Raw genomic sequence first — 22,952 nt, forward strand, 5'->3', positions numbered from 1 at the left:
AATTCTATCTCAACATTGGAATAACGCGGTTTAACGCCGCCACCAATTGATCAATTTCATCTTTTGTATTGTACACCGCCAACGAAGCGCGAATGGTTCCTGGAACGTCAAGGCGATTCATCAATGGTTGTGTACAATGATGTCCCGTACGAACGGCAATGCCCAGTTGGTCTAACAGGGTTCCCACGTCGTACGGGTGTAATCCTTCAATATTAAAACTGAACAAAGCAGATTTCTCGGGCCCCGTGCCATACAGTTGCAGTCCTTCTACAGAAGAGAGGGCTTCAGTGCCATAAGCAAGTAGCTCTGCTTCGTAAGTCGTGATATTTTCGAGACCAATTTCATTCATCCAGTCGATGGATGCGGCCCATGCAATCACTCCTTCAATGTGCGGTGTTCCTGCTTCAAATTTATGAGGAAGATCGGCATAGGTCGTTTCCTCAAAGGTCACAGTGGCAATCATTTCACCTCCACCTTGATACGGGGGAAGTTTGTTCAACCACTCTTCTTTGCCGTAAAGTGCACCAATTCCTGTAGGACCGTACATTTTGTGGGCGCTTATGGCATAGAAATCAACATCCAGATCGCGGACATCTACCTTGAGGTGGGGCATGCTTTGCGCTCCGTCTACCAATACAGCAGCACCCACTTCGTGCGCCATTTTGGTCATCTCTTTCACCGGGTTGATGATTCCCAAAGCGTTCGAAATGTGATTGAAAGCTACCAGTTTGGTCTTCGGTGAGAGGAGTGAAGCATAGGCTTCCAAATCCAGTACACCTCGGTCGTCCATGGGAATAACCTTCAAGGTAGCCTTTTTGCGTGCACACATCATTTGCCAAGGAACAATATTGCTGTGGTGCTCTAGGGTAGAGATGATAATCTCATCGCCTTCATTCACAAAATCAGCAAAACTAGACGCAATGGTATTAATGCTATCCGTTGTTCCCTTGGTGAAAATCACTTCGTAACTGTGCTCGGCGTTCAGGTGAGCGCGAAGTTTTTCACGTGTAAGTTCAAAGGCATCTGTGGCAAGTTGACTCAGGTGATGAACACCGCGATGAACGTTGCTATTAATCGTTTCGTAATAAGCGGTAATAGCATCGGTCATGGCCTTTGGCTTATGCGTGGTTGCGCCGTTGTCCATGTATACCAATGGCCTTCCGTTTACCTCTCTTTCAAGGACTGGAAATTGCTTGCGTATTTCGGTTACCGAGAATCCGGTAGAAGTCTTTTCTGTCATTGCTCTGCAAAGGTCGTAAATGTTAACCACAAAGTAGAACACGTCTAAATAAGAATGGTTTAAGGGGCTGGCTTTTAACTGCTGACATCCAACACCCGTCACCCGTCACCCATCACCCGTCACCCATCTTTATCTCTAGTCTCACAACTTGTATTTATCTTTGCCGCGCTTAATTCCCCACCCCATGAAAGATGTAGTTCTAGTTCTCGGTGCTTCTGGACAGATTGGAACCGAATTGGTAATGACATTGCGCGAAATGTATGGCAACGACAATGTAGTTGCATCCGACATTAAAGACGCGCATCCAGACGTGATGAACTCTGGTCCGTTTGAGAATATCAATGCCATGGACGGTGAGCGAATGGCAGAGGTAGTGAAGAAGTATAAAGTGACTCAGATCTATCATCTCGTGGCTATGCTTTCTGCCGTGGCAGAGCGAATGCCAGAGAAAGGCTGGGCCTTGAATATGGAGAGTCTTTTCCACGTTTTGAATTTGGCAAAAGATGGCGGTGTTAAGAAGGTCTATTGGCCGAGCTCAATTGCTTGTTTTGGCCCGAATACGCCAAAGATGAACACGCCACAGCACACCATCATGGAGCCGAGTACGGTTTACGGTATCAGTAAACAAGCGGGTGAACAATGGTGTAATTACTACTATTCAAAGTATGGTGTAGATGTGCGCTCTATTCGCTACCCAGGTTTGATTTCATGGAAGAGTGAACCGGGTGGGGGAACGACGGACTACGCGGTAGATATCTACTATAAAGCACTGCAAGATGGCAAGTACACGAGTTTCCTAGATAAGGGAACCATGCTTCCAATGATGTACATGCCTGACGCAATCCGCGCGACTATTAGTTTGATGGAAGCTCCTGCTGATAAAGTGAAATTGCGCACGAGCTATAACTTGGCTGGAATCTCTTTTGCTCCAGAAGATGTTGCAGCTTCTATCCAGAAACACATTCCTTCCTTTGAACTGTCGTACGATCCAGATTTTCGTCAGGCGATTGCCGATTCTTGGCCTAGCTTGATTGACGATACGGCCGCTAGAGAAGATTGGGGATGGGCGCACGAATTCGACCTCGATCGTATGACGGAGGATATGCTTGCGAACTTAAAGGTGAAGTTGGGACTATTGGCTTAACGCTCGATAGTCGCTTCAATTTGTGCGTTCGCTGATTGACCGCCAAAGCTGATTTGCTGATTAGAGCGAAGTATCATTCGAGTGTCGTTCCAACTTAGAATACCGTAACGCGTGGTAGATCCGCTTTCGGTGATAATCAGACTGTCGTTTCCTTTAAATTCCCAGGTTCCTGTTCCAGATCGCTGATAAGGAACGGTTATATTCGTGCCTGCACTGATGTCAATGTCTGCATCTACGCTGTAGTTTACCGACTGAGAAGGAGAGGTGCGGAAATCGAAGTAGCTTCCTGGAGAAATTGTGGCACCTGTGGTTACAAAAGGAAGGGTCGTTCCCATAAAGTCTACAGTACCACTCGCGTCCATGTCGGTTAGATACCAAACTCCAGATATGCGCTCCTCATTGCTAGGAGTGCTGCTGCCACCTTTGTCATCATCTTTTTTGCAACCGGTGAAAGTGATTCCCAATGCGAGTAGAGCAATCCAAAGAGAGAAAGAAGTTTTCATAGGACGAGTTCTAATTTTAGCAAATATAAGATTTTGGCTATCACGCCTTTCTGCGCAACTCAAGAAGGGTAATCTCTGGCCAAATGCCCACCCTTCCCGGAAATGCCAAGTAGCCAAATCCACGGTTGACGTATAGTTTTCTTCCTTTTTCTTGATAAAGTCCAGCCCACTTTGGATAGGCGAAAGAAGACGGGCTCCATTTTACAAAACCGGGTATTTCAATTCCAAATTGCCAACCGTGTGTATGTCCTGATAAGGTGAGGTGAACTTTCTTTTCATGGTGAATAACCACTTCGTCAAAGTGAGTGGGATCATGACTCATGAGAATTTTGAAGGAATCTTTTTCAAGATCTTTCATCGCTAGGTCCAAATCTCCTCGTTGCTTGAAACGGAGTCCCCAGTTTTCGACCCCTACGAGATCAATGGACTGACCGTCTTTTTCAATCTTCACGTTCTCATTTCGCAAGTTTCGAAAGCCGATTTCACTTTCCATACGAACTAAGGCTTCTACATCGGCCGCTTTATCAGCCTCAGAATCCCAGGTCATGTAATCGCCATAATCGTGATTGCCCAATACACAGAACTGTCCATGCGGGGCTTCGATTCCCTTAAAAACATCGAGCCAGGGAATACACTCGGAAGATTGGTTGTTAACCATGTCTCCCGTGAAGAGGATGAGGTCGGCTTTCTGCGCTTTTATTAGATCAACACCGTATTGGATCTTTTCTTTATCATCAAAGGAGCCGGTGTGAATGTCGCTGATTTGTAGAATGGTGAAACCGTCGAATGCCTCTGGTAAGTCGTCGTAAAACAGGGTTTCTTTGATCACTCTATAGTTGTACTTCCCCTTCCAAATGCCATGGAGTACACCAAGGAATGGAATAGAAGCAAGACCTAAAGCGACATTTTGAACGAACTTTCTTCGTCCCGGCACAAAGCTCTCGCCCAATTCTTTTACTTCGGGCTTGGCAACTCTTCGGTACAATCCAAAGAGAAGTCGAGTGAAGTCTTCCAAGAGCAATATGGCAATAATCAAAAACTTAGGGACGTACCAAATCATGATCAGTGTGGCAAATCCATTCACTACTTTTCTAGACTCATTTGCCCTGTCGAAGCCCAGAAAACTCGTTAGCATATAGAGGTATCCGACGATACAGATCAACCAATATATTCGGCGAACCCATACATTGGTGTATGCTCGCTTCACACTTTGGTAGACATAGTAATCAATCCCAAAAAAGAGGGCTAGAGTGAGTGTGAAAACTAAACCTGGAGTCATTTGATTTCTTTGTTCGAACCTGCAACGCGAAAGTAGGGCAATTGTTTCGCTAACTCTTCGTTTGTAGGGCAACTCAACTTAATCGCGTAATTTTCGGCCATGCGTCAGCCCGATTTCTATAGAAATAAGAATGCTTGGAAGCTCATTTTGTTCATTTTTGCCCTGTTGATTGGGGCGGGAACGCTTTGGTATACAGAGACTTTCTTGAAGGATCTCCGAAAAGAAGAGGAGAAATCGGTGAAGATTTGGGCCCATGCACTGAAGGTGTTTATGACAGGTACGGCCACGGGCGACTTGAGTATTTACGGGATTATCATGCAAGAGAACAACACCATTCCAATCATAATGACCGATGGGGATGGCAATGTGATTACCTACAGAAATCTCGATTCATCTAAAACCAGAAATCCAGATTACATTAAAAATCTCATTCCTGTGATGGCGGAAGAAAATGAACCTATCGAGGTGGAGTTCGCTGCAGGAAAGAAGAATATCATTTACTATCAAGAGTCGATTCTACTCAAGAAACTCCGGATCTACCCGTTCGTACTTCTGGGTGTGATTGGTGTGTTTGTGGGGATTGCTTACGCAGCATTCTCCAGTGCTCGAAGAACGGAGCAAGACCGCGTTTGGAGTGGTATGGCTAAGGAAACAGCTCATCAAATTGGAACACCTCTGAGTTCTCTAATGGGGTGGATAGAGTTGCTGAGGGTTCAAGGTGCAGATGAAGATGCGCTTTCGGAAATGAGTAAAGATGTGGATCGCCTTGAAACCATTACTTCCCGATTCTCTAAAATTGGCTCTGTGCCACAATTGGAGCTCTTGGATATTATCACCGAAATTGAAGATTCGCTGGATTATCTCAGGAGAAGAACAAGCAATAAAATCGACATTCGCTTCAAAGCGCCCGATACTGAAATTGTGATTCCTATCAATCGACAGCTCTTTAGTTGGGTGATTGAAAACTTGATACGAAATGCGATTGATGCGATTGAGGGGCCTGGCTATATTCAAGTAACAGTAGTGGAAGCAGGTCGAAATGTTCGCATTGAGGTGGAGGATAGTGGAAAAGGTCTGACGAGAAATCAATTCAAGGCTATTTTCCGTCCGGGGTATACTACCAAAACGAGGGGGTGGGGCCTTGGCTTGAGCTTGGCTCGCCGCATTATTGAAGACTATCACAACGGCCAGATTTTCGTACTTCGCTCTGAACCTGGAGTGGGTACAACCTTCCGACTCTCACTTCCAATTTCTAAGGAATGAGTGGAATTTATCTCCATATCCCATTCTGCCGAAAAGCTTGTCATTACTGCGATTTCCACTTTAGTACATCTACAAAGTCGTATGCAGATGTACTGGCGTCCATGAAGGCTGAATTGCGCTATTGGGCTCCAGCTTGGGAGGCCAAGGTTCAAACGATTTATTTTGGAGGAGGAACACCCAGTATGTTGAACGAGCAAGATTTGAGAGAGCTTCTCGACATTATTCGTTCTGAATTTGATGTGGAACAAGGGGCCGAGATTACTCTTGAGGCTAATCCAGAAGACATTTCAGGTGAGCGTCTATCGGCTTGGAAAGAAGCTGGAGTCAATCGACTGAGTATTGGAGTTCAGTCCTTTTTTGATGATGAGTTGGAGTGGATGAATCGAAACCACAAGGCTTCCAAATCGATTGAATCCGTTCGATTGGCCCAGAAGCACGGCATCGATAATATCACCATTGATTTGATTTACGGCGTTCCCGCTTCGAGTATGGAACGTTGGAAGGAGAATGTAAAGATGGCCCTTGAGCTTGAGGTGCCTCATATTTCCGCATATGCCCTAACCGTGGAGCCTAAAACAGCGTTGGCGCATTCGGTGAAAGTAGGAAAGGTGACTGAACCCAGCGAAGGAGAAGCGCACGCACAGTTTGTATATCTCCGCTCCGCTTTAAATGAAGCGGGATTTGAGGCATATGAGATTTCGAATTACGGCAAACCGGGTTGGCACAGCGTACACAATAGCAATTACTGGAACGGCGTTCCCTATCTCGGAATTGGTCCTGGAGCACATAGCTTTGATGGAGACATTCGACGATGGAATATTCGGAACAACGTGAAATACGCACGCGCGATTCAGAATAGCGTAAATTGGTTCGAAATCGAACAGTTGAGTGTTCGAGATCGATACAATGAATTTGTGATGACGGGTGTTCGAAGAAGTGCTGGAATCTCTCTGGAAGAAGTTCGAGTTCGTTTTGGAGAAGAGTATAGTGCTCATCTTCAGTCTGAAGCGGAGAGATATATCGAAAATGGTTGGTTGGCTTGGAACGGTGATCGACTGTGTCTTACCTCTGATGGCTTGTTTTTTGCCGATGGCATAGCGGCGGATTTATTCCTAGTATGAGACAATTAAGAATACTACTTTTCATCACAATAATAGCCTGTTCAGGCGACCCTCAAACTCAAAAATCGAATTCAATGCAATTGGATGCTCACCTTAATGGAATAACGTATCGATTTGATTCTGAAATATTTTATGATTTAAGCATACCCATAGACACTACTGGACCATTGGCATGGTATCTAGATGAAGCTCAGATTGAAGCGGTTCGTGATGAAAATTGGGTAGGAGTGGTGGCTGAAGGTGGATCGGTGAATTTTAGAAATATTCACTTTAATCCGCACGGACACGGAACACATACGGAAGGTCCAGGTCACGTAGAATCGGAAGTTCATTCCATCGACAGAGCCGTGAAAAGTTATCATGAACTGGCCGTTTTGGTGAGTGTTGAGCCTCGCGTTACTGAAAACGGCGATCGGGTTATTTTTTGGGATCAATTGGAATCAGTCGTGACGGGTTCTAATGCAAAAGCTGTGATTCTCAGAACAAGTTCAGAAGATCGAAGACATACGAATTGGTCGAATACCAATCCCCCTTATTTGGATGCCCATGCTGCCGCTAAAATGGCTGAGCTGGGAATCCTGCATTTATTGCTCGATTTGCCTTCTGTTGATCGCGAAAGCGATGGCGGAAAGTTGGCTGCTCACAAGGCCTATTGGCAAATCCCAAATTCAACTCGATACAACGCTACCATTACAGAACTGATTTATGTTCCCGCTGAGGTAGCAGATGATATATACCTCCTCAATCTGCAAATTGGTCCATTTGTAAACGATGCTGCGCCGAGTAGACCCGTCATTTACCCCGTTCGTAAAGTTTAATTTTTTTTCGAGATACCTGACGAACTCTTCGCCTATTAAAACCCCCTTCGTATGAGGAATTTTCTCGCACTTACTCTCGTCCTCTTCTCTGTGGCCCTTTCGGCTCAAGTCGTGCTACGCGGTCGCGTGGTCGATGCAGAAAACGGTCAATCTGTTCCCTTCGCGGGAATTAATGTCAACGACTCTCGATCTGGCTTCACGGCAGATGCCGATGGCGTTTTTGAGATCCGTTGGAATGCACCCATAACCCACATCTATGTGAGAGCTTTTGGGTACAATCGCAAGCGAGTAGAGATCGATCCAGCCACGCGTGACATTGTGGTACGTATATCTACTGCCTCAGATGAATTGAATGAAGTGGAAGTGATTGCAGGTGAGAACCCGCTGCACAAGATTATCCGAAAAGTGATTGATCACAGAGATGAGAACAATCCTACGGAGCTAGATGCCTTCAAGTATCAAACCTATTCTAAGGTTTTATTTACGATCGCCATAGATTCTGCTATGCCAGATTTTGATACCGCATTTGCTCCTCTCGACACGGCCAATCCAGATTCGGGGTGGGATACGGATAGCGTCCAGAAGGTGGATTCTTCGGGGTTCTTTGCTCGACAGTTTGCTTCGCAACAGCACATCTTTATGATGGAATCGGTGACGGAACGCAAGTTCAAATCGCCTAGAGATAACGAGCGCGTTTTGGCTTCTCGAGTGAGTGGGTTGAAAACTCCTCTCTTCGTTTTGATCTCAAGCGAAATGCAATCCTTTTCCTTCTACGATAACTATATCAATATTTTGGGATCAGATCGAGTGAGTCCCATTGCACCCGGTGCGATAGGTCGATATGCCTACATTCCAAAAGATACGCTTTACGAAGGGTCGGATACCATTTTCGTGATCAAGTACTTCCCCGTGAAAGGCCACCGATTCAAGGGGGTTGATGGAGAGCTTTATATCACATCGAATAATTGGGCGGTAACGGAAGTTATTGCTCGTCCCACGCACCAGGATATTCTTGGGGTAGTGACCGATACAAGCGGTACGGTGTTCGGTGTTGAGATTCATCAAACCTATGATTTGGTAGAAGGGCATTGGTTTCCGCGTGAGATGATGCTCAATTTCCGTCAGTTTGCCCAAGATGATTTTGGAGCGAGTACGATTGCAGAATCCAATGCAGATGTAGACCTAGTTGGTTTTGGAAGGACACTGATCAAGAACATCGAAATCAATCCAGATTTGAGTCGATCCGATATTGACCGCGTTTCAGTGGCTGTGGATTATGACGCAACCGAAAAGGACGATGCGTTTTGGTATCAGTACCGAGGGGATTCTCTTGACGCTCGCGAAAAGCGTACATACGAGTTCATGGATAGCGTAGGTCAGGAACTCGATATCGAGCGTAAAATCAAATGGTTAATGGCCTTAACTACCGGCAAATTGCGTTGGGGCTACTTTGATTTTAACATCGATCGCATCGTTCGATACAATGTGTACGAAGGGTTCCGGTTAGGAGCGGGTGTTCAGACCAGTCCGAAGTTGTCCAATTGGTTCTCAATTGGGGGACATTTTGGATACGGATTCAAAGACAAGGTCTGGAAGTACGGATATTTTGGAGAGATCTATCTCGATAAATCCACAGAAGCCACGTTATATGGTGGCTATGATTACGACATTTATGAAATCGCTGGTACGAGCTACAAACTTCAACGGAAGACCATTTTTGGAAGCTCGGATTATCGCTTCTTGAACATTCCAACCTTTGATGAAATCAGTGATGTTTATGGAGGGTTCCGCTATCGAATTTGGCCGAACTTGCAAATGGATGTCAGTTTGCATCGTCAGAACCGCCTCACTATGAGTGATTATGCCTATCGGTACTCAGATGAGCAAGGCGACATCAATCTCAATGGATTTAATGTGCTCTTTGCTAGATTAGAGTTGGAGTATGCTCCCAATGATCGATACATGTCGGGCCCCTTTGGATTGCGGCCGATTGAGATCACTTATCCGAGATTCCGACTGGCCTACGAAGAGAGTTTTGACAATGTGTTTGATCGAAGCTTCCCATATCATAAGATCAATGCGGAGGCCGCGCATCAAATAAAGCGCGTGTACACTGGCATCACTACGCTTACGCTTTCGGGTTCTTACGTGAGTGGTGATGTTCCATATACGTTCTTGAGTGGACCGCAAGCCAATGGCGTTGGCGCATTGAGTGATTTTACTTTTACAAATGCGATTTCCAGTGCTCGAAGTTTTGAAACCATGCCATTCAATCAGTTCGCAGCAGATGCCTATGTGGCTTTGGATATTCGTCACAGTTTTGAAGATCGACTCTTTACCATTGGTTCTTGGGCGCCGAAAATTGATGTGTTATGGCGTTCAACGATCGGTACACTTTCCAACCCTGAACTTCACACAGGTTTTGAGCTTCAGAGCCTTGAACACGGATATCACGAAGTGGGGTTAGAGGTCAATGAACTAATTAATGGTTTAGGTATAGGTTTTTATCAACGCTTTGGAGCTTACTATTCAGGGGCTTATGGGGATAACGCCGCAGTGAAGTTGACCTATCGCACATCCGTTTTCTAAGCTGCTGAATGAATTTATCTACCTTTGCCGCCACAAGCCCCAATAGGCAATGTGGACAAAAATTGCTCGACTAATACTTCGAAAAAAAGCTCTGCTCTTAAGTCTTGTAGTGCTCGCTACTGCATTTATGGCTTATCAGGCTTTAGATATTAGAATCTCGTACAAGTTTTCGAGGATTCTACCTGTCGATAATCCGATAAGTATAGCCTACGATGAATTCCGTGATCAGTTCGGTGAAGCGGGAAATGCTGTGGTGCTTGGCGTGGCCAATGACGGGTTTTGGACACCTGAAGGTCTGGATACTTGGAAGCGACTATCTGATTCTATCTTGAGTATTGAGGGCGTTGAGAATGTTCTCTCCTTAGCGAATGCATACAATCTTAAAGTAGATGAGCAGAAAGGGGAGTTTGCGGCCTCTACGGTGATGGACAAAGTTCCAACCACGCAGGAGGGAGTGGATTCCATCAAAAGTGTTTTCTACAACTTGCCTTTTTACAAGGGCATGCTCTATTCTGAGGATGGGAAAGTAGAGTTGATGATTGCGCGAATCGCATCGGATAAACTGTACAATGCCGAAATTATCCGAATTGTAGATCGAATTCGAAAAGTGTCGACGCACTTTGAGGAGGCCACGGGAATTCAGGTTCGCGTTTCAGGTCTTCCTTATATCCGAATGGCCAACACCGAAAAGGTGAAGAAAGAGGTTTACCTCTTCATCTTCCTCACTTTCTTGGTAACGGCCGTTATCCTTGGGCTCTTCTTGAAAAGTCTTCGTGCAGTGGGGGTTTCGCTCATTGTGGTAGTCATTGGTGTGATTTGGTCCTTTGGATTGATTTCCTCCTTCAACTATGAAATCTCACTTCTCAGCTCCTTGATCCCTCCATTGGTTATTGTAATTGGTGTGCCGAATGCCATTTTCTTGATCAATAAGTACCACTCGGAATACCGGGAGCACGGCAACAAGATCTTGGCCCTTCAAAGGGTGATCCGAAAGATTGGAAACGTAACCATGCTCACCAATACCACTACGGCGTTGGGATTTGCTGCGTTTATTTTAACCGACAGTATTACGCTGGTTCAGTTCGGCGTTGTAGCCTCGGTGAATATCATGGTAGTGTTCTTCTTGAGCATTATCATTATTCCAATTATGTACACTTTCTTGGCGCCTCCAAAAGAGCGTCACTACAAGCACTTGGATAGAAAGTGGGTGATTGGCATGGTGGAGTTCCTTCAAGGAGCCGTCGTCCATCACAGAAGGTTGATATATATCGGTACCGTAGTTTTTGTATCCCTTGGTATTTGGGGGATGGGAATGGTTCACACTACTGGGAACTTGACCGAAGATTTTGGCGAAGACGATCCACTATATATCGATCTCAAATATTTAGAGTCGGCTTTCCATGGTGTAGTTCCTATGGAAATTATCATTGATACTCATGAAGATCATGGAGTGGAGCGCGGCTCATTTTTAAAGAAGGTAGACCGACTTCAGGAGTCGTTGGACAGTATTCCAGAGACCTCTCGAAGCGTATCCATTATCGATTTCCTCAAGTTTAGCCGACAGGCTTTTATGGGAGGTAATCCCAATATGTACAAATTCCCGAGCAGCACAGAGCGCAATTGGATTGCCGAATATCTACCACAAGATCAAACGGAGAACCCTCTTTTGCGAAGCATGGTGGATTCCTTGGGTTCTAAAGCCCGTATCACTCTGCAAGTTCCAGATCTTCCAACTCCTTTAATGGAGGAACTCGAGGCGGAGGTTCAGAAGCGCATTGCCACAGTTTTTGATACCGATGAATACACGACAACCATTACAGGTGCCAGCGTAGTATTCTTAGCTGGTACGAGCTATTTGATTAAGAATTTGATTCAGAGTTTGCTGTTGGCCATTGCGGTGATTTCTATCATCATGGCCTTCCTCTTTGGTTCGGCGAGAATGGTGATTGTTTCCATTGTTCCCAACTTGATTCCACTAGTGATGACGGCTGGTATTATGGGATTCTTCGGTATTCCACTCAAGCCTTCTACCATCTTGGTGTTCAGTATTGCCTTTGGTATTTCGGTGGATGATACCCTTCACTTCTTGGCTAAATACCGACAAGAGTTGAAGTCGAATGGCTGGAGAATAGGCAAGGCGGTTCTCGCTGCAATCCACGAAACAGGGATCAGCATGTTCTACACCTCCATTGTGTTGTTCTTTGGCTTTACCATCTTCATTGCTTCCGATTTTGGAGGAACCGTTTCCTTGGGAATCTTGGTGTCCATTACGCTCTTTTTTGCCATGTTCGCCAACTTATTGATTCTACCTGCGTTTTTGATGAGTGTAGAAAAGTGGATCAATGCGAAGTCTTTCAATGAAAATATTATCGAAGTTTACGAAGGCTTCGATGAAGACGATGAAGACGAAGAGAAGAACGAACTCCCAGCAAAATAGGCGGGCAACTGTCTTTTACAACCCATACTGAATGCGAGACTTAACGCAACTTCAAGAGCTGTTTATCAAGGCTATTTCCGAAAAGAATTTTGGAGAAGAACCCAAGAACTTATACGAACCGTTTCACTATATCTTGAACTTAGGAGGCAAGCGACTCCGTCCCGTTCTCGCACTGCTGGCCTGTGAGTCCTTTGGCACAAAAGCCGAAGAGGCTATGGATGCTGCCATGGGTATTGAACTCTTGCACAATTTTTCACTGATTCACGATGATATTATGGACAATGCGCCTCTTCGAAGAGGTCGGCAAACCGTCCATGAAAAGTGGAACCTAAGCGTGGGTATTCTTTCGGGAGATGCCATGTTAGGGGCATCTTTCCGCTACATTTCTATGGTCGATGATCGCATCTTTAGAAAGGTGTTTGACGTTTTTTCACGAACCGTTTTGGAGATCTGCGAAGGTCAGCAGTGGGATATGGATTTTGAATTGAGAATGGATGTTACCGAAGCGGAATACATTCGAATGATTCAATATAAAACCTCAGTTTTGCTCGGTGCATCTCTGGAGATTGGCGCCTTGATTGGCGGGGCAGATGAGGTGGGAGCAGAGCAGTCCTATCAATTCGGATTGAACCTAGGGACATCCTTTCAGATTAAGGATGACCTTTTAGATGCCTTTGGCGATCCAGAGAAAGTAGGGAAACAAGTAGGAGGGGATATTCTTTCCAACAAGAAGACCATCTTGCTGATTCACGCACTGCGTCACGCCACAGGAGAAGATAGAGATGAACTCTTGGCCTGGTTAAAAGAAGACCATCTTCCAGCAGAGAAAGTAAAGGCCGTTATGGAGATCTATCAGCGTGTGGGTTCTGTACGCTATGCCGAAGAGCGAATGGAATCATACTACCGCAAGGCGCTTAATGCCTTAGACGAGTGTTCGCAGCACGGAGCAAATATTACGGAGTTAAAGAACTTTGCCGAGTATCTATATCATCGCGACCACTGATTCTCACTAACAACCTTGTCTATTAACCGATACGGCTGTACCTTCCGGTTTATGCGCAGTTTGTTCATTCTCTTCCTTGTACTTCTGCCCTGGGTTGCATCGAGCCAAACCCAGGATTCTACAGCGTCGGAACGTGGAGGCCCTATCGAAAAGTCGTGGTTGACTTTGCGAACTCACCCTCTTCGTTTCATCTATGGATTGAATGCCGGAGTTGATGTCCGATTATCAGATCGAGTTCTGATTGGTTTCACCTTCCAGAATTATAACCGCGATTTCATGTCGCCAGAATTTGCCCCGCTCGATGTGAAATTGACAGATGCAAAGGGCTATCTATGGGACGTTCAATTGTATATCGAAACACATACAGTTGCGTTTCACGGTCCGCGTTTCGCGCTCAAGGCCGTTACTTTTGCAGACTGGGAGTACACAGATGAAGACGCAGTCACTTATGTTATTTGGCGCGATCAACAGAATTGGTATCTGACCTACACCTTGGGACTTCGTCGCATTGAGAGCGGGATGAATGTGATGGTTTATGCTACTGCAGGCGCCGTAGTGTACCGTGCCTTTGAAACCAATTCACTCAAGGATCCACCGAATACTTCACAAAGTGGATTGTTTGAACACGTTTATCCGCATGTACTTATTGGCGTATCTCTAGGATATTCGTTTTGAACGGCGAATTGTCCAAATATGAGTCGGAACTCGTTGCTTCCAACGCTGAATTGCATCGAGCGTGGATAGAGCAAATAGAGAAGGACTTGGGCGAACAGTTGCCATTAACTTCACCACAGGCTTCTTGGAAGAAAGTGTGTGAGGTCATCTTGAGAGTGCTTCAATCCCAGTTTGACATTAGCCAAGGAAGAGTCCCTGAATTGCTTTATCGCATTGATATTTCCGAAGCAAAACTGCGCCGCGAGATGATGTCTGGTAAGTGGAATTCATGGCACGAGTTGTTGGCGCATTCCATCGCTGAACGAGAAGCTTTAAAAGTGATCTTTCGATTTCGCTTCAGCGGTAAGCTCTAGAGCATAAAGGAGAGTCGAAGGCTCCACGGACTCGCATACAGACTTCGGTCGGGATCATAAAGGACGTTATACAGCGCCATGAAGTAAACTCCGCCCCCTCTGCTATTCACCTGCTGATAAAGCGCCGCGCCAATGTGCCAGCCCGGTACCCATTGTCTTTGGTATTCGTAATCGCGATAGTTGAATAACTCATAATTCAACATTTCGAATTCTTGATGCAAGGCAATCGGAAGTTGGATAGGTAGGTTGTAGGTGGTGTACTCGTGCATACCGTACACGTATGTTTCGTAGCCGGGATAACCTTGTCCGTAGAAGTTTCGTGGAATTTTGCTGTAGATGAAATTCACACCCAATCCAGCAGTAAGGTCGTTGGTTACGCGGTATCCTACGCGTGGACTCACTTCAATGTAGGTGGTTGATCCAAAACTCAGGGCGAAGTTACCCCCGTAAACCAAGCGTTGGAAGAACGTTTGTGAGCTCACATCCGATGATTGGGATTGGGTAGTTTGAGTGTCCCCTTCCTCCTCTGTTTCTGCTCTTTTGGAGATCGGGCCATATTGGGCGGAGGCCCAGAATGAACAACTCAGTAAAATGGCGGTTAGAACAGTACTCTTCATCATAATAGATTATCAACGAATTTACGTCATTAGAAGATGAAACGCAGGAAGAGGTTTGCAAATTATTTGTTGTAATTTTGGCGGAAATTTTTTGTAGAGAAATCCCATGGACAGATTCTCCTTCTTAGGTAGTGTACATATTGGTTTTATTGACGACTTGTACGAAAAGTACCTGAAGGATCCCGATTCGATTGAGCCGAGCTGGCGCTCTTTCTTTCAAGGTTACGACTTTTCGAGAGAGGTGTACGGTGACGACCCGATGGGGGCAGTCGATAGTCAGGCTCTTGATGATGTACGAAGAGAGTTTTTAGTTCTCGATCTTATTCAAGGATACCGTTCACGCGGTCACTTGTTTACCGAGACCAACCCTGTACGCGCTCGACGCAAGTACTCGCCAACGCTGGATATCCAGAACTTCGGTTTGGAGGAAGCAGATATGGATCGCGAGTTCATGGCCGCTACAGAAGTTGGACTTCCGGGTCCAGCAAAGCTTAGCGTTATTGTTAAGCATCTTCAAAACATGTACTGCCGCTCTATCGGTGTGGAGTACATGTACATCAGAAATCCAGAGGTTACCAATTGGGTTAAATCATGGCTACATCAGAATGAGAATTCTACCGTCTTTAATCAAGATGAGAAGGTTCGCATTCTTCATAAATTGAACGAGGCAGTAGCTTTTGAATCGTTCTTGAACACAAAGTTCGTAGGACAAAAGCGCTTCTCTATTGAAGGGGCTGAGTCGTTGATTCCCGCAATGGAATTCACCATCGATTACGCTGCACAAGGTGGAGTGGAGGAGTTCGTAGTGGGGATGGCTCACCGCGGGCGTCTTAACGTTCTCTCTAATATTTTCGGAAAGCCGCGCAAGCAGATCTTTTCAGAATTTGAAGGGAAAGCCTTTGTGGAGGATGAATTTGACGGCGACGTTAAGTACCACTTGGGTTACTCAACCACGAAGCAATTAGCGGGTCACGAGGTGAAGTTAAACCTTGCACCAAACCCTTCTCACTTGGAAGCGGTGGACCCAGTTGTTGAAGGTATCGCCCGTGCGAAAATCAACAACGATTACAATGGCGATCAATCTAAAGTGATGCCTATCCTCATTCACGGCGATGCGGCTGTTGCAGCTCAGGGCGTGGTTTATGAGGTGATCCAAATGGAGGGTTTGAGCGGTTATGCAACCGGTGGAACACTTCACATTGTGATTAACAACCAAGTTGGTTTTACCACCAACTATCTCGATGCGCGAAGCAGTACCTACTGTACCGATATCGCCAAGGTAATTCTCGCTCCTGTTCTTCACGTGAACGGCGATGATCCTGAGGCATTGGTACACGCTATGCGTTTCGCCGTAGAATACCGTCAGAAATTCAACAAAGACGTCTTCATTGATTTGTTGTGTTACCGTAAGTACGGTCACAATGAAGGAGATGAACCGCGTTTCACACAACCCTTGTTGTACAAGGAGATCTCTCGCCATCCAAATCCGCGTGAGATTTACAGTAAGAAGTTGATGGAATTCCACGACCTGCAAGAGTCAGTCCTCACCGAAATGGAGAAGGAGTTCAAGGCTATGTTGGAAGAGGATTTCGACGAATCGAAGAAAATCGAGAAGAACTTCATCACTCCATTCATGGAGTCTGATTGGAGTGAATATCGCCAGAGTGTTCCAGAAGATTTCGAGCTTTCACCAGAAACAGGTTTGAAGGTAGAAACGCTCAAGAAAATTGCGGAGACCATCACTACGCTTCCGAACGACTTGAAGTTTATCAATAAGATCAAACGCCTATTCAAGGATAGAAATGCCCAAGTATTCGAGCGCAACAGTCTCGATTGGGGTATGGGAGAGTTGATGGCTTATGGAAGTTTGATAGTTGAAGGTTTCAACGTTCGAATTTCTGGGGAAGACGTAGAACGCGGAACTTTCTCTCACCGTCATGCAATTGTGAAGGTGGAAGATAGCGAGCAACGCGTTTGTCGACTTGATGAGATTCCAGGAAGAGAAGGTCGCTTTGCGATTTACAACTCTCTTCTTTCAGAATATGCCGTTCTCGGATTTGACTATGGTTACGCTATGGCTAGTCCGAAAACATTGACCATTTGGGAAGCCCAGTTTGGTGACTTTGCCAATGGCGCTCAAATTATCATCGACCAATTCTTGGCCGCTGCAGAAGATAAGTGGAAAGTTCAAAACGGACTTGTCATGCTTCTTCCGCACGGTTATGAAGGTCAGGGTGCAGAGCACTCTAGCGCGCGTTTGGAGCGATTCCTTCAATTGTGTGCGCAGTACAACATGCAGGTAGCAAACATTACTACTCCGGCGAACTTCTATCACGCGTTGCGCAGACAAATGCACCGCCCATTCCGCAAGCCACTTGTGGTAATGAGTCCAAAGAGCCTCCTTCGACATCCAAAAGTGGTGTCGAGTTTAGAGGAATTCAGCTCAGGAAGGTTCCAAGAAGTAATTGACGATACCCAAATTGATGCGAAGAAAGCCGAGAAGGTCGTATTTGTATCTGGTAAATTGTACTATGATTTGTTGGCAGAACGCGAAGAGCGCAACGACGAAACCACTGCATTGGTTCGCCTAGAGCAGCTTTATCCATTGCCAGAAAAGCAAATCAAAGATGTACTTGCGAAGTACGCTCACATTGACAAGAAGATTTGGGCGCAAGAAGAACCGGCAAACATGGGGGCATGGACACATATTTTGTGGAGATTCCCAGAGCGTTTGGAATTGTGTGCTCCAGCGGCGAGCGCAGCTCCAGCGGCAGGTTCCTCTAAGACGGCACATGCTCGTCACCGCCAATTAATTGAATCCGTTTTCAACGCATAAACAAGACCCCGTAAAGTTCTCAATACGATGATCGTAGAAATTAAAGTCCCTTCTCCCGGAGAATCTATTTCTGAAGTAGAAATCGCTTCTTGGCTAGTTGCTTCTGGTGACTACGTGGAAAAGGATCAGGAAATCGCTGAGATTGACTCAGACAAAGCCACACTTGCACTTCCTTCAGAAGAGAGCGGTGTGATTGAACTCGTTGTAGGTGATGGTGAAGTCGTTCAAGTGGGTCAAGTAATTGCCAAGATTGACACTTCTGCCGCTGCTCCAGAAGGTGCTTCTACACCGAAAGAGGAGAAGAAGGAAGCTGCACCAAATCCAGGTCCAGTTGCCGAAGCTCCAAAGGCCGATGAGAAATCATACGCTGCCGGAACTCCTTCTCCAGCAGCTAAGAAAATCCTCGACGAAAAAGGAGTAGATCCAAAGAGCGTATCAGGCACCGGAAAAGGTGGAAGAATTACCAAAGACGATGCTGTGAAAGCAGAGGCTTCTATGGGTTCACCAGGTCTTGGAAACCGCGGTTCAGAGCGCAAGAGAATGAGTTCGCTTCGTCGCAAGCTCGCTCAGCGCTTGGTAAGCGTGAAGAATGAAACGGCGATGTTGACCACTTTCAACGAAGTGGACATGAAGCCAATCTTCGATTTGCGTGCTGAGTACAAGGATGCCTTTAAAGAAAAGCATGGAGTGGGTCTTGGCTTCATGAGCTTCTTTACCCTTGCCATGGTTCATGCTCTAAATGAGTTCCCGCAAGTGAATAGTATGATCGACGGTGACGAGCTCGTTACTTTTGATTACAAGGATATTTCTATCGCCGTTTCAGGTCCAAAAGGTCTGATGGTTCCAGTGATTCGCAACGCGGAGAACTTGAGCTTTGCAGGTGTGGAAAAAGAAGTGAAGCGCTTGGCAATTCGTGTTCGTGACGGTGAGATTACTGTAGACGAAATGACGGGTGGTACATTTACCATCACCAACGGTGGTGTATTTGGTTCTATGATGTCTACACCAATTATCAACCCTCCTCAAAGTGCCATCTTGGGAATGCACAACATCGTTGAGCGTCCAGTGGCTGTGGATGGAAAGGTTGAGATTCGCCCAATTATGTACGTGGCATTGAGCTACGATCACCGCGTAATTGACGGTCGTGAATCGGTAGGTTGTTTGGTGGCTATGAAAGAAGCACTAGAGAATCCAGCTGAAATCCTGATGGGTGGAGATCCGAAGAAAGCTCTCGGATTGTAAATTCCAATTATCGATATCAAAACCCCGGCATTTGTCGGGGTTTTTTGTTTTACGGCCTTACGTCTCACGTCGGTGTTTGAAAGGAGTTCCCAATTTCAATTCTTTTACCGAACTTAACAACCGTTATCGCATCTCTCAACCATGGACATTCCACATTGGGTAACAGGTCTCCTCGAAAATCTATACTCAGTTTGTGATTTCATGCTGTGATGTGTTCACATGTATTGCCTTCTATGTTCAAACATTCCTCTATGTTCAGATTTTTGCTGCTCATCGCCCTCTTTCCCCTTTGCGGATTTTCTCAAATTAATAAAGATTACCAAGGCCTACTCTGGAAGATTTCTGGAAATGGACTGGATGAACCTTCCTATTTGTACGGAACGATGCACGTGAGCAATCGCGTTGCTTTCCACCTGAGTGAAACATTCTTTGATGCAATCGACAATGCAGATATCATTGCTCTAGAAACCAATCCGGATACTTGGGTGAAAGACATGACGTCATCCTCACTCTACCGTGATTATGTAGGGATTTCATTTCAGTTTTCTGGGCCAGGGGTTCCACTCTATGAGTCTTTCATCCCCAATGAACCTCAACAGCAGGAGTTGGAGTATTACTTGTCAAGAGATCAAGACCTCTTGAACAACCTTTTGTATCGACTCAATACGTATGAGCAAGACTTCTCGGAAAACACCTACCTCGATCTTTTCATTTTCCAAGCGGGGATGAAGAGCGGAAAGAAGATCGTTCCATTGGAAGATTACGAAGAGTCGTTTAAGCAAGTGATGATGTCGAGCCGCAGGGACAAGGATGCCGTGTACATCACGCCTCGACAGGCTGAAGATATGTTGGGAGACTATTCCGACTGGCAGATGTTGTTGGATGATGCCTATCGCCGTGGGGATTTAGACTTACTAGATACGACTTACACGCTTCTCTATCCGGGTAAATACTACAAGAAGTATATGCTTCACGTGCGTAATGCCATCATGGTAGAAGGAATGGATTCATTGATGAATGAAGGCGTTCTTTTTACAGGAGTGGGTGCAGCTCACCTTCCTGGCGATCAAGGAGTGATTAACCTACTTCGCCAAAAGGGGTATACTGTAGAGCCAGTAGATCGCGCAGTAACCGCAACCAGTATTAGTCGCAAGGATGGAATTGATGAAGTGATTCACACGACGGAATTGCGTTCATTCGAATCTGATGACCATTTTGTCCGTACTCGAGTACCGGGAGAAATGACCAAATTACTGAGTAAGCCGTTCCAGGAATATGTATTTGCAGATATGGTGAACGGTGGATACTACAGTCTCCGAAGAATCAACACTTTTGGAATGTTGAATGGGAAAGATGAGAACTTCTACTTTGGGAAGTTGGACAGCATGCTCTTCGAGAATATCCCTGGTAAAATTCTGAGTAAGGACACCATTGAAGTGTCGGGATATCCGGCCTTAGAAATTCGAAACGAGACCCGAACTGGAGATCATCAACATTACCAAATTGTATGCACCCCATTGGAGATATTAATTTTCAAGGTAGGAGGGCACAAAGAGTTTGCGAATTCAGAACTTCCCGAGGCCTTCTTTAAAAATATTGAATTGAGAGCCGTTGAATCGACGGAGAAATACCAACCTAACTCAGGTGGATTGGAGGTGAACTTGCCAGGAAGACTGAGGACAGAATTGTACCCAGGCGTTTTTGAAGAAGCGAACAATACCTTTTGGGCACAGTCGTATGACGAAGGGGATTATTATGCTGTAGGTGTTCGTCAGTACTATGATTTCTCCTATTTGGAAGAAGACGACTTTGAGCTCACTTACATGGTAGAGAAGTGGGCCGATGAGCGTGATTTAGAGATCGATGAATTGACGGTTGAAGGAGGCGAGTTGGCTTTCAGCCGTTTTGAACTGAGTACGAAGAAAGGCACGTATTACGGGGAGGTTCACATTCAAGGACCAAAGTATGTGATGCTGATTACCACCGCAGAGAAGAAGGCAAAGCGAAATGATTTCTTCTCATCTTTTCAATTTACCCCCTTCGTTTATAGCGACGAATTTGTGGAGTACAAGGATAGCGTGTATCACATTGTGATGGAGTCGCCTGTAGATTTGAACAACTACGATTCTTTCTTCGAAGGTTTAATGGGAGGGGCAGTGCGCGGTGCCGGCAATTCCGATTTTGAGGGAGAACATAAAACCAGTGTTTTAGAATACATCCCTACAGGCGAGGATTTGCTCATTGAGTTTACTACACTGCCGAAGTATGCGTCGATGCATAGTGTAGAAGAATTCTGGGAGTTTGCTTTGAGCGATTTACTATCCGAAAAGAAACTTACCATCGCTAGCGATAGCACTTTATACACCATTGAGAAAGATGGTTATTTCAGTCAAGCGAAGGCCTACACCTTCACTGCTCCCAATACTGAAAGAGTGATTAAAGCTAAGCTTATTGTAGAAAACGCAGCATTGTACGGGATTTATGCAAACGTTCAATCTGCCGATTACCACTCAGAATTTGTCGATAGAGCTTTCGCAAGTTTCCGCCCTTCTGACGATACCATTATTGGACTTCCGATTACCATGAGCAAGGCGGATTTGTTCTTTGAAGCCTTAGACAGCCATGATAGCACTCAGGTGTATCAAGCGAGTAAGTCTGTTCGGGATGTATGGTTTGGGGCCGACGATTCTGAGCGGATTAAAGAGTACTTGAGTAATTATGTAGAAGACGGATTTACGAGGAGAACTCGATTGGCATTGATTCATAAATTGAGCACTATGGATAATGTCAACGCCAATATTCCATATTTGGAAGACTTGTACTACGAGAAGCTAGACTCTTCATCGTACCAATTCGAGATTCTTGAAACTCTACTGGAGTTCGATACGAAAGAAGCGGTGGAGAGTTTCAATAAGTTAATCTTAGATGAACCACCATTTACCACCAATGAATATACATATTCTTCCTTGTTTCACGAGTTTAATGATTCTTTGGAATTGGCTCCATCTATCTATCCAGATATTCTAACGTTAGCTGATTTTGAAGATTATCGACTTCAGATATATGATTTGTTGGCTGACTTGCTGGACAGTGGCTTGGTAGAAGGATCCGACTATCAATTGAAGTACGAAACCCTTCTGCTATTTGCCAAGGTTGAGCTCAAGAAGCAACACGCAAAGGATGAAGTGCAGAGAGGATTGTATGGAAGCAGCTCCTCTACCAATAGAGCACTTTCGATTTATACCAAGCTACTCACCCCATATAAGGAGGAAGACGAAGTTCAAGATCATTTTAGAAAAATTGCGAGTATTCGAAGCAAGCGTGTTTTAGCGGAGCTGTTAGTGGTGACCGATCCACATGAAGAGGTGGAGGATTCTACTTGGAGTTTCGTAGCGTCTGATCCCAAAGCATTCTACAAAGTCTATCCATACTTACAAGAGAATGATAAACTCGATTTGTTAGAAGACCAATACCAGTCTCGCGATGCATTGGCCAAGAGTATTCTAGCGAATAGAAATTACAGAAATTACGACAGCATCTCTTTCATTCAGAGTGAGAAAATTGATATCAAGCCTTGTGCAGCTGAAGTCTTCTTCTTCCGCGCAAAGAACGATGATGATCAACTGTGGAGGCTGTTCTATGTGGTGGTAGAAGACAAAGAAGTAATGGATACAGAATATGTGATCATCGAAGAAGCGGAGACCTATAATGAAAGTCACGGTATCCTTGATGAAATCATCGAAGATGCGCTGGATGATATTCGCTTATATGATAGGGAAAGGGCGTCTACAAGCAATCCATATATGTCATATTACTAGCCAATATGAAAAAG

The 22,952-nt window shown here is 45.3% G+C and carries 16 protein-coding genes; 12 read left to right on the forward strand and 4 right to left on the reverse strand.

All coding sequences use genetic code 11. The features are described 5' to 3' along the window. Nucleotides 1-4: 4 nt before the first annotated feature. Nucleotides 5-1,240, reverse strand: coding sequence for an aminotransferase class V-fold PLP-dependent enzyme (locus F8C82_RS13960; RefSeq protein WP_151694235.1), 1,236 nt, complete (start codon nucleotides 1,238-1,240; stop codon nucleotides 5-7). A gap of 184 nt (nucleotides 1,241-1,424) precedes the next feature. On the opposite strand from F8C82_RS13960, the gene F8C82_RS13965 reads away from it, so the two are divergent. Then, nucleotides 1,425-2,384, forward strand: a complete 960-nt coding sequence (locus F8C82_RS13965) for an NAD-dependent epimerase/dehydratase family protein (RefSeq protein WP_151694236.1) — start codon at nucleotides 1,425-1,427, stop codon at nucleotides 2,382-2,384. Here the strand turns inward: F8C82_RS13965 and F8C82_RS13970 are convergent. Next, nucleotides 2,381-2,887 carry a lipocalin family protein gene (locus F8C82_RS13970; RefSeq protein ID WP_151694237.1) on the reverse strand — a complete coding sequence of 169 codons (507 nt, stop codon included), beginning with the start codon at nucleotides 2,885-2,887 and terminating at the stop codon, nucleotides 2,381-2,383. The two genes, F8C82_RS13965 and F8C82_RS13970, sit on opposite strands and share 4 nt — an antisense overlap. Before the next feature lie 40 nt (nucleotides 2,888-2,927). Then, a complete protein-coding gene (locus F8C82_RS13975; protein ID WP_151694238.1) occupies nucleotides 2,928-4,166 on the reverse strand; it encodes a metallophosphoesterase in 1,239 nt (412 codons plus the stop codon). Between the two features lie 99 nt (nucleotides 4,167-4,265). Here F8C82_RS13975 and F8C82_RS13980 point away from each other — a divergent pair, with 99 nt between their 5' ends. From F8C82_RS13980 to F8C82_RS14015, 8 genes are all read left to right on the forward strand, one after another. Continuing rightward, the gene (locus tag F8C82_RS13980; RefSeq protein WP_151694239.1) at nucleotides 4,266-5,429 is read left to right on the forward strand and encodes a sensor histidine kinase; all 1,164 of its coding nucleotides are present in this window, start codon (nucleotides 4,266-4,268) and stop codon (nucleotides 5,427-5,429) included. Next, a complete protein-coding gene (hemW, locus tag F8C82_RS13985; RefSeq protein ID WP_151694240.1) occupies nucleotides 5,426-6,550 on the forward strand; it encodes a radical SAM family heme chaperone HemW in 1,125 nt (374 codons plus the stop codon). The genes F8C82_RS13980 and hemW overlap by 4 nt, the downstream gene beginning before the upstream one ends. A 74-nt stretch (nucleotides 6,551-6,624) precedes the next feature. After that, nucleotides 6,625-7,368, forward strand: a complete 744-nt coding sequence (locus F8C82_RS13990) for a cyclase family protein (protein ID WP_151694347.1) — start codon at nucleotides 6,625-6,627, stop codon at nucleotides 7,366-7,368. Between the two features lie 51 nt (nucleotides 7,369-7,419). Then, entirely contained in the window at nucleotides 7,420-9,957 is a 2,538-nt protein-coding gene (locus tag F8C82_RS13995) for a DUF5686 family protein (protein ID WP_151694241.1), read from the forward strand. Between the two features lie 49 nt (nucleotides 9,958-10,006). Further along, a complete protein-coding gene (locus F8C82_RS14000; protein WP_151694242.1) occupies nucleotides 10,007-12,394 on the forward strand; it encodes an efflux RND transporter permease subunit in 2,388 nt (795 codons plus the stop codon). A 31-nt stretch (nucleotides 12,395-12,425) separates the two neighbouring features. Next, nucleotides 12,426-13,397 (forward strand): polyprenyl synthetase family protein, encoded by a 972-nt coding sequence (locus tag F8C82_RS14005; protein ID WP_151694243.1) that lies wholly within the window; start codon nucleotides 12,426-12,428, stop codon nucleotides 13,395-13,397. A gap of 51 nt (nucleotides 13,398-13,448) precedes the next feature. After that, a complete protein-coding gene (locus F8C82_RS14010; protein ID WP_151694244.1) occupies nucleotides 13,449-14,072 on the forward strand; it encodes a hypothetical protein in 624 nt (207 codons plus the stop codon). Next, the gene (locus F8C82_RS14015; protein WP_151694245.1) at nucleotides 14,069-14,425 is read left to right on the forward strand and encodes a hypothetical protein; all 357 of its coding nucleotides are present in this window, start codon (nucleotides 14,069-14,071) and stop codon (nucleotides 14,423-14,425) included. The genes F8C82_RS14010 and F8C82_RS14015 overlap by 4 nt, the downstream gene beginning before the upstream one ends. Here F8C82_RS14015 and F8C82_RS14020 read toward each other — a convergent pair. Continuing rightward, the gene (locus F8C82_RS14020) at nucleotides 14,422-15,045 is read right to left on the reverse strand and encodes a hypothetical protein (protein WP_151694246.1); all 624 of its coding nucleotides are present in this window, start codon (nucleotides 15,043-15,045) and stop codon (nucleotides 14,422-14,424) included. The two genes, F8C82_RS14015 and F8C82_RS14020, sit on opposite strands and share 4 nt — an antisense overlap. Nucleotides 15,046-15,148: 103 nt before the next feature. Between F8C82_RS14020 and F8C82_RS14025 the strand changes: the two genes are divergently transcribed. The 3 genes from F8C82_RS14025 (at nucleotide 15,149) to F8C82_RS14035 (ending at nucleotide 22,938) form a co-directional block, all read left to right on the forward strand. Continuing rightward, nucleotides 15,149-17,878, forward strand: coding sequence for a 2-oxoglutarate dehydrogenase E1 component (locus F8C82_RS14025; RefSeq protein ID WP_151694247.1), 2,730 nt, complete (start codon nucleotides 15,149-15,151; stop codon nucleotides 17,876-17,878). Nucleotides 17,879-17,905: 27 nt separating this feature from the next. Next, a complete protein-coding gene (odhB, locus tag F8C82_RS14030) occupies nucleotides 17,906-19,120 on the forward strand; it encodes a 2-oxoglutarate dehydrogenase complex dihydrolipoyllysine-residue succinyltransferase (RefSeq protein ID WP_151694248.1) in 1,215 nt (404 codons plus the stop codon). Between the two features lie 251 nt (nucleotides 19,121-19,371). Further along, nucleotides 19,372-22,938 carry a TraB/GumN family protein gene (locus tag F8C82_RS14035; RefSeq protein ID WP_170266281.1) on the forward strand — a complete coding sequence of 1,189 codons (3,567 nt, stop codon included), beginning with the start codon at nucleotides 19,372-19,374 and terminating at the stop codon, nucleotides 22,936-22,938. The last annotated feature ends 14 nt before the right edge of the window (nucleotides 22,939-22,952 follow it).

The organism is Phaeocystidibacter marisrubri (assembly GCF_008933165.1).
Classification (GTDB): Bacteria; Bacteroidota; Bacteroidia; order Flavobacteriales; family Schleiferiaceae; genus Phaeocystidibacter; species Phaeocystidibacter marisrubri.

Excerpts from the sequence above, each read along its gene's own strand:
- F8C82_RS13960 (WP_151694235.1), bottom strand. The coding sequence starts at position 1,240 with ATGACAGAAAAGACTTCTACCGGATTCTCGGTAACCGAAATACGCAAG.
- F8C82_RS13965 (WP_151694236.1), top strand. The coding sequence starts at position 1,425 with ATGAAAGATGTAGTTCTAGTTCTCGGTGCTTCTGGACAGATTGGAACC.
- F8C82_RS13970 (WP_151694237.1), bottom strand. The coding sequence starts at position 2,887 with ATGAAAACTTCTTTCTCTCTTTGGATTGCTCTACTCGCATTGGGAATC.
- F8C82_RS13975 (WP_151694238.1), bottom strand. The coding sequence starts at position 4,166 with ATGACTCCAGGTTTAGTTTTCACACTCACTCTAGCCCTCTTTTTTGGG.
- F8C82_RS13980 (WP_151694239.1), top strand. The coding sequence starts at position 4,266 with ATGCGTCAGCCCGATTTCTATAGAAATAAGAATGCTTGGAAGCTCATT.
- hemW (WP_151694240.1), top strand. The coding sequence starts at position 5,426 with ATGAGTGGAATTTATCTCCATATCCCATTCTGCCGAAAAGCTTGTCAT.
- F8C82_RS13990 (WP_151694347.1), top strand. The coding sequence starts at position 6,625 with ATGCAATTGGATGCTCACCTTAATGGAATAACGTATCGATTTGATTCT.
- F8C82_RS13995 (WP_151694241.1), top strand. The coding sequence starts at position 7,420 with ATGAGGAATTTTCTCGCACTTACTCTCGTCCTCTTCTCTGTGGCCCTT.
- F8C82_RS14000 (WP_151694242.1), top strand. The coding sequence starts at position 10,007 with ATGTGGACAAAAATTGCTCGACTAATACTTCGAAAAAAAGCTCTGCTC.
- F8C82_RS14005 (WP_151694243.1), top strand. The coding sequence starts at position 12,426 with ATGCGAGACTTAACGCAACTTCAAGAGCTGTTTATCAAGGCTATTTCC.
- F8C82_RS14010 (WP_151694244.1), top strand. The coding sequence starts at position 13,449 with ATGCGCAGTTTGTTCATTCTCTTCCTTGTACTTCTGCCCTGGGTTGCA.
- F8C82_RS14020 (WP_151694246.1), bottom strand. The coding sequence starts at position 15,045 with ATGATGAAGAGTACTGTTCTAACCGCCATTTTACTGAGTTGTTCATTC.
- F8C82_RS14025 (WP_151694247.1), top strand. The coding sequence starts at position 15,149 with ATGGACAGATTCTCCTTCTTAGGTAGTGTACATATTGGTTTTATTGAC.
- odhB (WP_151694248.1), top strand. The coding sequence starts at position 17,906 with ATGATCGTAGAAATTAAAGTCCCTTCTCCCGGAGAATCTATTTCTGAA.
- F8C82_RS14035 (WP_170266281.1), top strand. The coding sequence starts at position 19,372 with ATGTTCAGATTTTTGCTGCTCATCGCCCTCTTTCCCCTTTGCGGATTT.